This window comes from Streptomyces sp. NBC_01549, assembly GCF_026339955.1.
In the GTDB taxonomy this organism is placed as follows: domain Bacteria; phylum Actinomycetota; class Actinomycetes; order Streptomycetales; family Streptomycetaceae; genus Streptomyces.
The window spans coordinates 213,947-227,677 of the sequence record NZ_JAPEPW010000001.1; the positions used below are offsets into that span (position 1 = coordinate 213,947).

The following is a 13,731-nucleotide window of genomic DNA, read 5'->3' on the forward strand; positions in this document are numbered from 1 at the left end:
GACCGATGTCTTTCCGCACCACTACCGCCACTGACTACGTCGAGGACGTCTCACCCGGCACCGGGTCGCTTCCACCACGGACCTGGTACGCATCCTCGGACACCAAGACCTTGTCACTGAACGGCAGTTGGCGCCTCCGTCTGTCCCCCACCGCCGACGCCGAGGACGACTCGTTCGCGGCGGAGGGGTACGACGCCGGGGACTGGGCCGAGGTGTCCGTCCCCGGCCACTGGGTCCTCCAGGGACACGGCTCACCGATCTACACCAACCACCTCTACCCGTTCCCGGTCGACCCTCCGCACGTGCCGACCGGGAACCCGACGGGCGATCATCTGCACACCTTCGACCTGCCGTCCGACTGGCCCTCGGACGGCGGGGCGGTGCTGCGCTTCGACGGGGTCGAGTCCTGTGCCCGGGTCTGGCTGAACGGCACGGACATCGGGGAGTTCAAGGGGTCCCGGCTGCCGCACGAGTTCGCGGTCGGCCATCTGCTGAAGCCCGGCGGCAATGTGCTGGCGGTCCGGGTCCACCAGTGGTCGGCGGGCTCGTACCTGGAGGACCAGGACCAGTGGTGGCTGCCGGGCATCTTCCGTGACGTCACCCTGCTGCACCGCCCGGCGGGCGGCGTCCTCGACTTCTTCGTGCACGCCTCGTACGACCACGTCGAAGGCCTCGGGACCCTGCGTGTCGACTCCGACGTCGACGGCCGGGTCACCGTGCCCGCCCTCGACATCGATGTCGCGACCGGCGAGCCGGTCACCGTCCCGGTGCGGCCGTGGACGGCCGAGACACCCCACCTGTACGACGGTGTGCTCACGACCGAGGGCGAGCGCGTCCCGCTGCGCGTCGGCTTCCGCACGGTCGCCCTGGAGGACGGCCTGATCAAGGTCAACGGCACGCCCCTCCTCTTCAAGGGCGTCAACCGGCACGAATGGCACCCGGAACGGGGCCGCGCCCTCGACCTGGCGACCATGCGCGAGGACGTGCTGCTCATGAAGCGTCACAACATCAACGCGGTGCGCACCTCGCACTACCCGCCGCACCCCGCCTTCCTCGACCTGTGCGACGAGTACGGCCTGTGGGTCGTCGACGAGTGCGACCTCGAGACGCACGGCTTCACCGAGCAGGCCTGGCGCGACAACCCCGTCGACGACGACCGCTGGACCCCGGCCCTGCTCGACCGCGCGGCCCGCATGGTCGAGCGCGACAAGAACCACCCGTCCGTCGTCATCTGGTCCCTCGGCAACGAGGCCGGCACCGGCCGGGGACTGACCGCCATGGCCGAGTGGATCCGCGGCCGGGACGGCTCACGGCTCATCCACTACGAGGGTGACATCGACTGCCGTGACACGGACGTCTACTCACGGATGTACGCCGACCACGCCGAGGTCGAGAGGATAGGCCGCGGCCTGGACGGCGGCACCCACAAGCGTCGCGGACTCCCGTTCATCCTCTGCGAGTACGGACACGCCATGGGCAACGGACCCGGCGGGATCGCCGACTACCAGCACCTGTTCGAGTCGTACGACCGCATCCAGGGCGGCTTCATCTGGGAGTGGATCGACCACGGCATCAAGGACGAGCGGTACGGGTTCGCGTACGGCGGCGACTTCGGCGAGGAACTGCACGACGGGAACTTCGTCTGCGACGGGCTGCTCTTCCCGGACCGGACCCCGTCCCCCGGCCTGATCGAGTACAAGAAGGTGCTCGAGCCGGTCCGTATCGTCGGTGACGGCGCGGACGGAACCGTGCGGGTCACCAACGCGTACGACTTCGCCGATCTGTCCGCGCTGGCCTTCGAGTGGTCGTACCAGGTCGACGGGGAGACCGTCGAGTCGGGCGTCCTGTCGGTGCCGGAGCTCGCCCCGGGCGCGTCGGCGGACGTGAAGCTGCCGGACCCGTCGGCCGACCCACGGGGCGGGGAGACCCAGTGGACGGTACGGGCGACGCTCGCGGCCGACACCGCGTGGGGGCCGAAGGACCACCTGGTGGCCTGGGCGCAGTTCCCGCTCTCGCCACGGCCCTTCACCGCCGTTGCGCAGAGCGACGGTCCGGTCCTCGGCGAGCGGCGGATCACCCTGGGCCCGGCCGCCTTCGACGCGCGTACGGGTGCGCTGCGGTCGATCGGCGGGATCGATGTCGGGGGCCTGCGTCTTGACGTGTGGCGTGCGCCGACCGACAACGACAACGGGGCGCCCTGGCAGCCGGACCTGCGCTACGGCCCGCTCTGGCGCGAGCTGGGCCTGCACCGGATGCAACACCGGTTGGAGTCGGTGGAGTTGGGCGACGACGCCCTGACCGTACGAACCCGGGTGGCGCCCGCCGCCCGCGAGGTGGCCCTGCGCACGGTCTACCGGTGGACGTCCGACGGAACGCGGCTGCGGCTGACCGTGTCCATGGCACCCGAGGGCGACTGGACGCTGCCGCTGCCCCGGCTCGGGATCCGGCTGGGCCTGCCGGGCTCGGCGGACGGTGCGAGGTGGTTCGGCGGCGGTCCCGGCGAGGCCTACCAGGACACCAAGTCCGCCTCCATGGTGGGGCGTTGGGAATCGACGATCGACGCACTCCAGACGCCGTACGTCCGTCCGCAGGAGAACGGCGCCCGGGCCGATGTCCGCTGGGTGGAGATCGGCGGGCTGCGCGTCGAGGGCGAGCCGGAGTTCTGGTTCACCGCGCGCCGCTGGACGTCGGAGCAACTCGACGAGGCCGAGCACCTGAACGATCTGAAGGCCGGTGACACGGTCTGGGTCAATCTCGACCACGGGCAGCAGGGCATCGGCTCGCAGTCGTGCGGTCCGGGCGCGCTTCCGCAGTACCAACTGCGGCCCGCGCCCGCCGAATTCACGTTCCTCTTCTCGGAGATCCATGGCTGACGCCCTCACGAGCACCGCGGCCGGTCGGCAGCTTTTCAGCCGACCGGCCGCGGTCGCGTCGTGTGTCGGATTCGTCCTCATCGGCATGCTGCAAGCGCTCTACGGCCCGGCGGTCCCGGGCCTGCGTGCGGAGTACGGCCTCTCCCCCTCGGCGGCGGGCCTCGGTCTGAGCCTGCACTTCACCGGTGGTGTCGCGGGCGTCCTCGCCTTCAACACGATCCACTCCCGGATCTCCAACCGGGCACTACTGACGACCAGTTACGCGTTGATGGCGGCGGGCGGCGCGGGCTTCGCGCTCGCCCCCGACTGGCCGCTCGCGCTCGCCGCCGCCTTCCTCGGCGGCCTCGGCTTCGGCGGTATCGACTACGGCCTCAACCAGTTGTTCGCGGTCGGCTTCGGCGACCGCTCGACGGCCATGCTGAACGTCCTCAACGCTCACTTCGGCATCGGCGCGGTCCTCGGCCCGGCGCTGGTCGCGTGGCTGGGCCCCGGCGACTACCCGTACGCCTTCGCGGTGTGCGCGATGCTCGCGGGAGCACTCGTCCTGTGCACGGGAGGCGTCCGCAGCGAGGCGCCGCCCGTCTCCCCGGCCGAGCCACCCGCCACCTCCGGTGGCCTGCTCTCGCGCGTCCTCGTCGGCTTCCTGCTCCTCTACATCCTGAACGTCGGCGTCGAGGCGGGCGTCGGCGGCTGGGAACCCACCCACCTGGAGACCGTCGGCCACAGCGCCACGGTCGCCGCCTCCGCCACCTCCGTCTACTGGCTGATGATGACCGCGGGCCGCTTCCTCGTCGTCCCGCTCACCCTGCGGTACGCGCCCGAGCGCATCCTCGCGGTCAGCGCGGCCGGAATGACCGCCTGCCTGCTGCTGGCGCTGATACCGGGGGCCGCCCCGGTGGCGTACGCCGGTGTGGGCCTGTTCATCGCGCCCGTCTTCCCGACCGGCCTGCCGTGGCTCAACCGGGCCCTCCCCCAGGCGAAGAGGGCCGGGGCCTGGGTGATCGCGGCCTCGATGATCGGTGGCGTGGCGGCTCCCCCGCTGCTCGGCGTGGGCATCGAGGCGTCGGGGATCCACGCCGTCCCCTGGCTGCTGACCGCCCTGTCCGCGGCCTCGCTCGTGGCCACCGTGTGGCTGATCGCACTGACCCGGAAGGCGTCCTCATGAGCGGCAGCATCCACGTCCGGGGACTGTCCCGGACCTTTCACACCACCGTGCGCCGCCCCGGTCTGGCGGGCGCGCTCAAGTCCCTGGTCAAGCCCGAACGAGTCGCGAAGGAGGCCGTCTGCGACGTCACCTTCGAGGTGGCGCCCGGCGAACTGCTCGCGCTGCTCGGCCCGAACGGCGCCGGCAAGTCCACCACCATCAAGATGCTCACCGGCATCCTCACCCCGACCTCCGGCGAGGCGCGCGTCGCGGGCGTCGTCCCGTACCAGGAGCGCGAGCGCAACGCGCGCAACATCGGCGCGGTGTTCGGGCAGCGCACCCAGCTGTGGTGGGACCTGCCGGTGCGCGAGTCCTTCGCGATCCTGCGGGACATCTACGGGGTACCGGAGCGTGAACACCGCGTCCGGCTGGGCGAGTTCGACGAACTGCTCGCCCTCTCCACCTTCTGGGACACCCGCGTACGCCATCTCTCCCTCGGCCAGCGGGTGCGCTGCGACCTCGCCGCGGCGCTGCTGCACGACCCGCCCGTGGTGTTCCTCGACGAACCCACCATCGGCATGGACGTGGTGGTCAAGGAGCAGGTGCGCGGCTTCCTCAAGCACCAGGTGGAGGAGCGCGGCCGGACCGTGCTGCTCACCACGCACGACATGACGGAGGTCGAGCGGCTCGCCGAGCGGGTCGTCCTCATCAACCACGGCCGGCTCGTCCTCGACGGCACCCTGGACGAGATCAGGCGCAGGTTCGGCTCGACCTGGCAGGTGCGGGCCACTCTCGCCGATCCGCAGACGGTGATCGCCCCGCCCCCGGGCATCACGGTGCTGCGCCGCGAGGGCCCCCAGGTGGTGTTCGGGCCGGACGGGCCGGGCGCCCCGACGGTCCACCAGGCGCTCAAGCAGGTCGTCGAGCGGTACGAGGTGACCGACCTCGCGATCGACGAGGCCGACCTGGAGGACGTGATGCGCGCGGCGTACGTCCAGGCGGAGGCCGCGTGAGCGCGACCGTCCCCGGCGGCTGGCGGGCCGCCCGGGTCACCCCGCTCGGCGAGCTGCACACCCCGCCCCGGATGACCGCCGCCCTGCTGCGCCTCGTCGTGCAGGTCGTGCTGGTGGCATCGCTGTGGCGCGGCCTGTACGCGACGAGCGGCACCACCGCGGGCCTCAGCCGCGACCAGGCCGTCACATACGCCGTCCTCGCCGTACTGGCCACCCGGATCAGGGCGTTGGACCAGTATTCGGGCCGGGACACCGTCCAGCAGCACATGCACTTCGGCACCATCGTGTACTGGTACCTGCGCCCGCTGTCCCCGCAGCGCTACTACGCCTTGCGGGCACTGGGCGAGCAACTCTACGGATTCGTCTGGGCGTTGACCGGATACGCGGTGTGTCTGGCCGTCGGCTTCGTCCAGCCGCCCGGGTCGGCGGCCGTGGCGGCGGTGTTCGGGCTGAGTGTGCTGCTCGGCCAGTGGGTCCTGTACTACGTGATGCTGGTCATCGACCAGCTGTGCTTCTGGACGCTCCGCAACGGCGCCGCGATCCTGATCCTGGTCTTCGCGCAGAACCTGCTGTCCGGGGTGTACGCGCCCCTGTGGTTCTTCCCCGACTGGTTCATCACGCTCAGCCGCTTCCTCCCTTTCCAGGCGACCCTGAGTGTGCCGCTCTCGCTGTACGTGGGCCGGATCCCGGTGTCGCAGGCGGGCCCCCAACTCGCCCTGCAGGCAGCATGGGTGGTGGCGCTCGCCCTGTTCACCCGGCTGCTGTGGCGCCGGGCCGCCCGGCGCGTGATCTCGCAGGGAGGCTGACCATGACGGACGGACTGAACAGGACGGACAGGACGGACAGGACGGACAGGACGGACAGGCTGATCAGGACGGACAAGCTCAGCACATCACTCACATCCCTGCGGATCGTGTGGCGGATCACGCGTCTCAACTTCCGCGCACAGCTGGAGTACCGCTCCGAGTTCCTGCTGATGATCGCGATCGGCGCGATCTGGCAGGTGTCGGTGATCGTGTTCGCGACGGTGCTGCTGACCCGGTTCACCGGGATGGGCGGCTGGGCGAGCGAGGACGTGCTGCTGATCGCGGCGACACGAATGCTGGCGCACGGTCTGTTCGTGCTCTTCCTCGGCCGGGTGCACGGACTGGGCCGGCACATCCAGGAGGGCGTGATCGACACGTACCTGGTCCGCCCGATGCCGGTCCACCGGCAACTCCAGCTCTCCGTCTTCCCCACGAACGCGATCGGCGACCTGACGGTGGCGACCGGTCTGATGGTGGGCGCGCTGACCCGCAGCCAGCTGGACTGGAACGCGGCCCGGATCTCGTACCTCGTCGTCTGTGTCGTGGGCGGCATGCTCCTGGAGGCGGCCCTGTTCACGGTGGTGGCCTGCGCCTCACTGCGCTTCCCGGCCGCCGACTACTGGGGGCGGTGGCTGGAGGAACTGCTCGGCACGTTCGGCAGCTATCCGCTCAACGTGCTGCCGGGCGCGGTCGGCGGCTTCCTCACCTTCGGGCTGCCGCTGGCCTTCGTCGCCTACTTCCCGGCCGCCGTGCTGACCGGCCACGGCGGCGACTCGGGGGTGCCGTACTGGCTGGCGGCGGCCTCACCGCTGGTGGGGCTGCTCGCCTATCTGGGCGCGCGACTGCTGTGGCGCTGGAGCCTCGGCCACTACTCCGGGGTCAACGGCTGACGACCGGTGGCGCCGACTCCGTCCGTACGGGGTCGGCGCACCGGGGTGAGCAGGGCCAGGACGGCGACGAGCACGCAGCAGGCGCCCGCGACCACACCCACCACCGCCGTACCGTGGCGCCCCGCGGCCCAGGTGAGGACGGCCGCGCCGGCCGGGGCCGCCGCGTAGTGCAGGGTCCAGAACGCCGAGGTGACCCGCCCGAGCAGATGCTCCGGCGTCACCTCCTGCCGCAGCGACATGGAGCACGTTCCCGCCACGCTCCCGAAGCCCAGGAAGACCGCGGTCAGGGCCGCGACGGCCGGCAGGCCGCGGGCCCAGCCCAGGCCCGCCAGCGCGCATCCGCACACCGCGACCGAACCGATCCAGGTCGGGCCGAAGCCCAGGCGTCGGCGTACCCGGGCCACCAGGAGGGCCCCGGCGATCGTGCCGAGCGCGCCGACCGCGAACACGGTGCCGACCGCGGCGTCGTCGCGGCCGAGATCGTGCTTGAGGTGGTAGATCAGCAGGTCGTTCAGGCCGAGCGTCAGGAAGCTGAAGAAGGACAGCAGGACGGTCAGCACGCGCAGCACCGGGTGCCGGACCAGGAAGGACACCCCGGCTAGCAGATCCGTCCACAGCCGCCGGACCGCTCCCGCTCGGGTCGCGGTTCCCGGTGCGGGGCGTGTGGTGCCCTTGAACCGTACGAAGCCGACGCAGACGGCCGACACCCCGAAGCTCGCCGCGTCCACGCCGACGGCGGCGGCCGGGCCCAGCCACGCCGCCACCAGCCCCGCGCACACCGGGCCGACCACCCCTGCCGCCGCCGCGGTCGCGTTCAGCCTGCCGTTGGCCTCCGTGATCCGCTCCACGCCGACGAGGTTGCGGACGACGGTCACGTAGGCGACGGAGAACAGCATGCCGACAGCCTCGCACAGTGGCAGAACCACATAGAGCAGCCAGATCCGCGGTCCGAAGACCCAGACCAGCGGAATGACCGCGTACAGCGCCATGCGGACCAGGTCGCAGGTCACGAGCAGTTTCCTGCGGTCCACCCGGTCGACGACGACCCCGGCGAAGACCCCGGTCACGACCGAGGCCGCCCCGCCGACGGCCGTCAACAGACCCATCTGCGCGACGGATCCGGTCGCGTGCAGCACGAGCAGCGGCAGGGCGATCAGGGCGAAGGAGTCCCCGAGGACCGACAGGGTCTGCGCGACCCAGAAGACACCGAAGTCCCGGTTCCGCCGCAGCGGTTGCGGCAGCACTTCGTCAGCAGTGGCTTCCGCGGCCCGCCCCGGAGGCCTGGGCTCTCTCCCTCGCCGCGCCCTGTACGTCACCGCGTCGGCCCCCGTCACCCGATCCAGTCGTCGACCAGCCTAGAGGAGCGGGTGCGCGAACCACCCCCACCTCGTGAGGAACAGCCATGTCGCGCTCATCGGCCTACTGACCCGTACCCGTGTCCTGCCCTGCCCTGCCCCGTGCCGACGGAGGAGTTGGACCTGATGGGGCTGGCGGTGGGCGGCCCGCGGAACGCGGTGGACAAGGTGCTGAAGGGGACACGGATGCAAACGTGACTGAATCTGCACAGCGAATTCGCAGCTGCGGCACGAGTGCGTTCTGTTGGTACGGAGTTGTCCTGGTCGGGCCTGCCGTGGCAATAGCTGTCGGCTTCCTGTGCGGGGCCACATGTAGAGAAACCGCCCCCAATTCGTGTGCATGCGTGCATGGATGAGTTGCCGACTGCTTCAACTGCCTTGCTGGGAGCAGCGACCGACTGGATGCCGGGCACCCTCCGTGATTTGATCCTTCGCGCCGACGGGATCGCGCCAAGACGTCCGGAAACGGATGGCGCGCGCCCCCGGTCGCGGCCTACCAGCTATCCCAGCTTGGCCGCTCCCCCTTGTGGAACATCCATACGAAGGGCAGTTTCATCATGAACTCCGCTCCCCAGGTTCAGACCCTTGAAATCTCTGACGCCGAGCTCGACACCGTCTCCGGCGGCCTGAGCCCGCAGGCCGGCATCGCCGCCGGCCCCACGGCGATCAGCAGCTCGGACCTCGTGGGTCAGCTCGGCGCGGTCAAGGACCAGGCCCTGGACACCGTCGGCCAGTACCACCAGGCTGGCGTCACCGTCTCCTTCTGATCGCCAGATCACGGAACCTCCTCATCGCGGGATCGCCGATACCGGCAGCCTGACCGCCGATCGGCGTCCACAGCGACAAGCCCCCTACCCGCGGGTCTCCGCCGGTAGGGGGCTTGATCGTCAGGGGCTCTTGCCCTGGGTTTTGTCGGGGATCTTGGTGAGTTGGGTTTCGTCCCATGCGGGCAGTGGCCGTAGAGCCATAGGGCCTGCGGAACACTATCTGCTTGCATGACAGATGAGTTGGTAGAAGCGTCAGCGGAACTCAGGGCAGGCTGCCCATTGATCGGCCTTCTCACTACTGAGACGCTGATGGGGTGCCTGGACGCCACGGAGACCCCGAGCCATCACAGCAGTTCTCTGACGAGCAGATCGTCAATTGGTTGATCGACGAATGCCGCGACGTAGGGAATCGCATCTCAGCGCTCACAACTTCGGGCGACCGCATCCTCACAGCGGGCAGCACGGTGATCGCGCTCCTGGCCACCGTCGCGATCGGAGGGGGCAAGGGCTACCTGCTGATGTGGCTGCCCCTGGGCGTCTCCGTCGTCACGGTTTACGCGCTGTTCCTGAACAACCTGACCCGAGCACTGGTCGGATACAAGATCGGTCTTGAGAAGGAGATCGAAAAGCGAGCCGGCCTCCCACTCATCGCATGGCAGTCCCGCATCAATGTTGGTGCTGGCTCCAGCCATCATGTGAAGAGCATTCTCATCATGGCTGTAGCGGTGTACGCGGGGAGCGCAGGACTCGGCCTCAGCCAGGCGCTTCACACACTGGAGCCCGGCGCCTGGGGCCATGAGCGGGCGTGGCTGTACATCGTGCTGACATCCGTCAGCATTTTGGCAGGTACCGCCGTCGCCGCCTACTGCTTGTGGATCCAGCGAGGCACACGCAAAGCCACGGAGCAGCGGGTTGGAGACATGTTCGCCGACGGTGGGCGAGCCGACGGCTCCTGAGGCAAAGCCGCCTTGCCCGTACCGCCCCCCGGACATCAGCTTGGGAAGCTGCGGTCATTTGGGACTGGTTCGGGCGCCGACCCGGGCAAAAGCCCGCGGTTCGGCCACGTCGGGCCTGGCCGACCTTCACCGTGGTTCCCCGCTGGTCCCGGCCCTGTCTGGTGCGCTTGTGGTGCGTTCGTCGACGTCTCGCGTTACTCGGCAGGCCTACAGATCCACACGTGTTTCGTTGTTGCCCCGCCTGAGAATGACGTGCGCCGGCCGGAACGGCAGACTGCGCAGAGTCGGCTCCAGGACCTTGAACAGAGCATCGGCATCGGGGCCATAGGCGTACACGGCGGCTTCGCCTCCCCCGAACTCGTTCCCGTCGACCTCCCCGACGCCTGCCTTCTCGGCCGCTTCCTCCATCGCCTGTTCGGCTTCGTAGATTCGCTTGCGCTGATCGACATCGCCGAAACCGTCAGCTTTTGGCGACAGTCGCGGTGGCGTGGCCTCAGGGCTGCGGATTTGGGGTCTCCGGTGACGCATTCTGGAGGTAGGGCGGTTTGCCCGCCGGCCGAAGAAGGTGATCGGCATGATGTGGTACGACGGCTGGGGCTGGGGCGGCTGGTCCGCCATGGCCATCTTCATGGTGCTGTTCTGGGTGCTGGTGATCGCCGGTGTCGTCGTGCTCGTCCGTTACGTCACGGGCAGCCGTCACGGCCAGCAGGGCGGCGGCCCGCCCGTCTCCTCCGGTGAACCCAGGTGGGGAGGCACGCCGGCCGAGGAACTGCTCGCCGAGCGCTTCGCCCGCGGCGAGATCGACGAGGACGAGTACAAACGCCGGCTGACGCTGCTGCGGGAACACCGGTGACTACGGCGGCATACCCCCGTGTGCCGCGGTCCGCGACCATCGCCCGCATTGCCGAGCTTGCCCGGAGCATCACGCTGAGCTGCTCGTCCCTGCGCCGTAGTTAACAGGAGCGCAGGGCCCGGTCCGGTGCCCAGAGCCCCGGGGCAGAGCTTGTGAGCCGTTCGTCGGCGGGTGCGGGCCGAATGGCCCCGGGTGTCGGCCGGCCGACCGCGGGAGGCTGGTCAGTAGAGACACCGGCGGCCGCAGTCCGGCGGCCACCGACGGGGGCCAGCCCCGGAGGTGATGAGCATGATCCGCAGGCCTATACATGTCGCTGGTGTGGCGGCCCTGGCCCTGGCGGGCACCGTGGCCATCGGTGGCTGCGGCGGGAACGACAGCGCCTTTGTTGGTGGGGGCGCCATCAGTACCCCCGCCGTCTCGGCCAGCCCCAGCGCCCCGGGCAGCGGCACACCGAGCACTCCTGACGGCACTTCCACTCCGGCCGGCCCGACCAGCGGGTGGGGACCGGACCTGTGGAGCGACAACGAGGGCTCCAGCATGATGGGCGGCGACGGGGGCTCGTGGGGGCCCGGCATGATGGGCAACCGCATGATGGGCAACTGGTGGCTGCCTGGTACGGGCACCCGGGTACAGACCCTCGACCAGGCCCGCCAGCGGGCGACGGCGTTCGCCGACCGGCTCGGCCTGCGGGTCGGCGAGGTCATGCAGTTCTCCCGGAACTTCTACGCCGAACTGGAGATTTCCGGCGGCCACCTGGCCACCGAGGTCCTGGTCAACCCCGCCGACGGCGCCGTGCAGATCGAGTACGGGCCGGCGATGATGTGGAACACCGATTACGGCATGCACCACGGCAGCCGAAGCCAGGTCCGGATCTCGGCCACGCAGGCCCGGAGCATCGCCCAGCAGTGGCTCCGGGCCCACGGCAACACACTGACCGCGGGCGACCCGGAGCCCTACCCCGGCTACTACACACTGCACACCATGCGGGCTGGGAAGATCAGCGGCATGCTGTCGGTCAATGCCTCCACCGGCCAGGTCTGGTACCACACCTGGCACGGCACCTACATCGCCACCAGCCAGCGGTAACCCACAGCAGCGGCTGGCTGACCCCGTGAGGACAGAGCGCCGCGGTCCGTGTGGTCCACCTCGCGCCGCGGGCCGTGTACGGCGGCCGGCTGCTCATCACAGTGATGCTGAGCGGTACCTGTGAACGCGCTTTCGATCGGGCCCGGATGCTCTCCCCCGCACGAGGGTGAGGTCGCCCGCCTCGATCGCCGCGTCGTTGACGCCGTCCCCGACCATGGCGACCGTACGGCCTTCCCTCGGCAGCCGCGTGACCACGTTCGCCTTGTCTCGGGGAGGACCTCTGCGATCACCTCGTCGATACCGGCGGTCTTGGCCACGGACTCGGCGACGAGCCGGTTGTCACCGGTCAGCAGAACCGGCCTGAGCCCGAGCCGGCGAAGTTCGGCCACGGCTTCGGCACTGGTCTCCTTGATCGCGTCGGCGACGGTGAGGACACCGCGCTCCTCACCGTTCCACGCGACGGTGACTGCCGTACGCCCTTCGGCCTCCGCCGCGGACTTGACGACGGCGAGCTCGTGGGGCAGCTCGATGACCCACTGGGCGAGGATCTTTTCCCGGCCGACGAGCACCGCGTGCCCGTCTATGACGCCCTGGGCACGTACTTCTTCCACCCGCACGTCGGCGTTCAGCTCGCCTGCCTGGAACTCGGATCGGGCACCGGTCTGTTCACCACGCTGCTCGACAGCGCCTTCGAGCGGGTGATCAGCGCGGATCTATCGGAACAGATGCTCCGCCAGGCCGTCGGCCGCTCACCGTTGCGAGTGCGGGCCGACGCCAGTGCTCTGCCCGTGGCCGACGCCCAGGTTGCGGTCATCGCGGCGATCGACATGCTCCTGTTCCCCGCAGAGACCGCTCGAGTCCTGGGCCCCGACGGCGTGCTGTTGTGGATCAACCAGCTCGGCGAGGACGGGCCGCTGTGTTTGCCCGCCGACGACGTCGCCGCCGCGCTGCCCGGACAGTGGCACGCCGTCGAGGCCCGGGCGGGCTGGGGCAGCTGGGCCGTCCTGCGCCGCCGGGTGTGACCGCGCCGACGGCGTCCGCCGACGCGGCAATGCGCGACGGTGGTGGTGCACAGCACTCGACGAGGACGGTCTCCGTGGCGGAGCGCGCTCCTGCGGATTCTGAGCTACTGCCCGATACGGTCCGTGCTCGTCCCAGTAGCGGTGGCAGTTGAGGGCCTTCCCGTCAGCCGGTCGCCGAGGTGAGAAGGCGGCGCCGCCGCCTGCGCCAGGCGACTACGGCTTGGTGAGGCGTGGCGTGTAGTGGCCGAGGAACATGTCGACGCCGCCGGCGATCAGGCGATCGGTGAGGTCGTCGTCGATGGTCGTGCCGTAGGCGCTGAACACCAGGTGCGGGTAGAGCAGAAGCGAGTACAGCTGGAGGATGGCCACCTCGATGTCCGGGATGTCGAGCCGACCCTGGTCCACCAGGCGTCGCAACGCGTCGGCCACGGCGGGGTGGTGACGTTCCGGTCCCGCCTGCTGCCAGGCGGCGCCGAGTTCGGGGAAGCGGTGCAGTTCGCGGCTGACGACGTTGCGCAGGGCGAGAACGTCAGGGTTGGTACGCGTGCCGCGGACCCAGGCGTGGGCCGCGGCGGTGAGGGCTTCTCGCAGGTCATCAGCGTCAGCCAGGCCGTCGATCGCGGTGACCAGCGCGCCCCCGAGCGGAGCGTCGAGTGAGTCCTTGATGACCCCGATGAACAGGGCTTCCTTGTTGCCGAAGTGGTTGTAGACGGTCACCTTGGACACGCCCGCCGCCGTGGCGATCGCGTCCACGCTCGCCTCGAAGCCCTCACGCAGGAACAGCTCGCGGGCAGCCGCGACGATGGCCCGTCGCTTGGCCTCGGCGCGCGGCCCGGCGGGTGGCTGCTTGGCGACCGCGGCGTTCGTGGAGCTCATGACGGCAGCCTACCCGACACCTGAACTGAACGGTTGAGTTCATATGAACTGAGCCGTACAGTTCAGTTCAAGTGGCCGCAGAGAGCTGCT

The 13,731-nt window shown here is 69.9% G+C and carries 13 protein-coding genes and 2 pseudogenes; 11 read left to right on the top strand and 4 right to left on the bottom strand.

All coding sequences use genetic code 11. The features are described from left to right. Positions 1-5: 5 nt before the first annotated feature. The 5 genes from OG819_RS00870 (at position 6) to OG819_RS00890 (ending at position 6,726) form a co-directional block, all read left to right on the top strand. Complete coding sequence (locus OG819_RS00870) at positions 6-2,873, top strand: glycoside hydrolase family 2 TIM barrel-domain containing protein (protein ID WP_266647483.1); 2,868 nt, start codon at positions 6-8, stop codon at positions 2,871-2,873. After that, positions 2,866-4,038, top strand: a complete 1,173-nt coding sequence (locus OG819_RS00875; protein WP_266647485.1) for an MFS transporter — start codon at positions 2,866-2,868, stop codon at positions 4,036-4,038. Before OG819_RS00870 ends, OG819_RS00875 begins: the two co-directional genes overlap by 8 nt. Continuing rightward, on the top strand, positions 4,035-5,030 hold the full coding sequence (locus OG819_RS00880; protein ID WP_266630143.1) for an ATP-binding cassette domain-containing protein: 996 nt from the start codon (positions 4,035-4,037) through the stop codon (positions 5,028-5,030). Before OG819_RS00875 ends, OG819_RS00880 begins: the two co-directional genes overlap by 4 nt. A 71-nt stretch (positions 5,031-5,101) precedes the next feature. Next, positions 5,102-5,836, top strand: coding sequence for an ABC-2 family transporter protein (locus tag OG819_RS00885; RefSeq protein WP_266652516.1), 735 nt, complete (start codon positions 5,102-5,104; stop codon positions 5,834-5,836). A 2-nt stretch (positions 5,837-5,838) separates the two neighbouring features. Further along, positions 5,839-6,726 (top strand): ABC-2 family transporter protein, encoded by an 888-nt coding sequence (locus OG819_RS00890; RefSeq protein ID WP_266647487.1) that lies wholly within the window; start codon positions 5,839-5,841, stop codon positions 6,724-6,726. Here the strand turns inward: OG819_RS00890 and OG819_RS00895 are convergent. Continuing rightward, positions 6,705-7,967, bottom strand: coding sequence for an MFS transporter (locus tag OG819_RS00895; protein WP_266652518.1), 1,263 nt, complete (start codon positions 7,965-7,967; stop codon positions 6,705-6,707). The genes OG819_RS00890 and OG819_RS00895 overlap by 22 nt on opposite strands. 216 nt (positions 7,968-8,183) lie before the next feature. Here OG819_RS00895 and OG819_RS00900 point away from each other — a divergent pair. The 3 genes and pseudogenes from OG819_RS00900 to OG819_RS00910 form a co-directional block, all read left to right on the top strand. After that, positions 8,184-8,279, top strand: a pseudogene (locus OG819_RS00900) (DUF2000 family protein); the annotation flags it as partial. 359 nt (positions 8,280-8,638) lie between these two features. Next, positions 8,639-8,848 carry a hypothetical protein gene (locus tag OG819_RS00905; protein ID WP_266652934.1) on the top strand — a complete coding sequence of 70 codons (210 nt, stop codon included), beginning with the start codon at positions 8,639-8,641 and terminating at the stop codon, positions 8,846-8,848. A gap of 314 nt (positions 8,849-9,162) precedes the next feature. Further along, positions 9,163-9,804, top strand: a complete 642-nt coding sequence (locus OG819_RS00910) for a hypothetical protein (RefSeq protein WP_266647489.1) — start codon at positions 9,163-9,165, stop codon at positions 9,802-9,804. Between the two features lie 207 nt (positions 9,805-10,011). On the opposite strand, the gene OG819_RS00915 is transcribed toward OG819_RS00910, so the two are convergent. After that, positions 10,012-10,380, bottom strand: a complete 369-nt coding sequence (locus OG819_RS00915; RefSeq protein WP_266630137.1) for a hypothetical protein — start codon at positions 10,378-10,380, stop codon at positions 10,012-10,014. Here OG819_RS00915 and OG819_RS00920 point away from each other — a divergent pair. Together OG819_RS00920 and OG819_RS00925 are read left to right on the top strand one after the other, a co-directional pair. Then, positions 10,379-10,657: a hypothetical protein gene (locus OG819_RS00920; protein WP_266647490.1), complete on the top strand. Its 279-nt coding sequence runs from the start codon at positions 10,379-10,381 to the stop codon at positions 10,655-10,657. The two genes, OG819_RS00915 and OG819_RS00920, sit on opposite strands and share 2 nt — an antisense overlap. Positions 10,658-10,945: 288 nt before the next feature. Continuing rightward, positions 10,946-11,743: a hypothetical protein gene (locus tag OG819_RS00925; RefSeq protein WP_266647491.1), complete on the top strand. Its 798-nt coding sequence runs from the start codon at positions 10,946-10,948 to the stop codon at positions 11,741-11,743. A gap of 153 nt (positions 11,744-11,896) precedes the next feature. Here OG819_RS00925 and OG819_RS00930 read toward each other — a convergent pair. Continuing rightward, positions 11,897-12,450: pseudogene (locus OG819_RS00930) on the bottom strand (HAD-IC family P-type ATPase); the annotation flags it as partial. Here OG819_RS00930 and OG819_RS00935 point away from each other — a divergent pair. Continuing rightward, positions 12,442-12,765, top strand: coding sequence for a class I SAM-dependent methyltransferase (locus tag OG819_RS00935; RefSeq protein WP_266652520.1), 324 nt, complete (start codon positions 12,442-12,444; stop codon positions 12,763-12,765). The pseudogene OG819_RS00930 and the gene OG819_RS00935 overlap by 9 nt on opposite strands. Positions 12,766-12,978: 213 nt before the next feature. Here the strand turns inward: OG819_RS00935 and OG819_RS00940 are convergent, their stop codons facing one another. Then, complete coding sequence (locus OG819_RS00940; RefSeq protein WP_266647492.1) at positions 12,979-13,641, bottom strand: TetR/AcrR family transcriptional regulator; 663 nt, start codon at positions 13,639-13,641, stop codon at positions 12,979-12,981. Positions 13,642-13,731 lie beyond the last annotated feature (90 nt).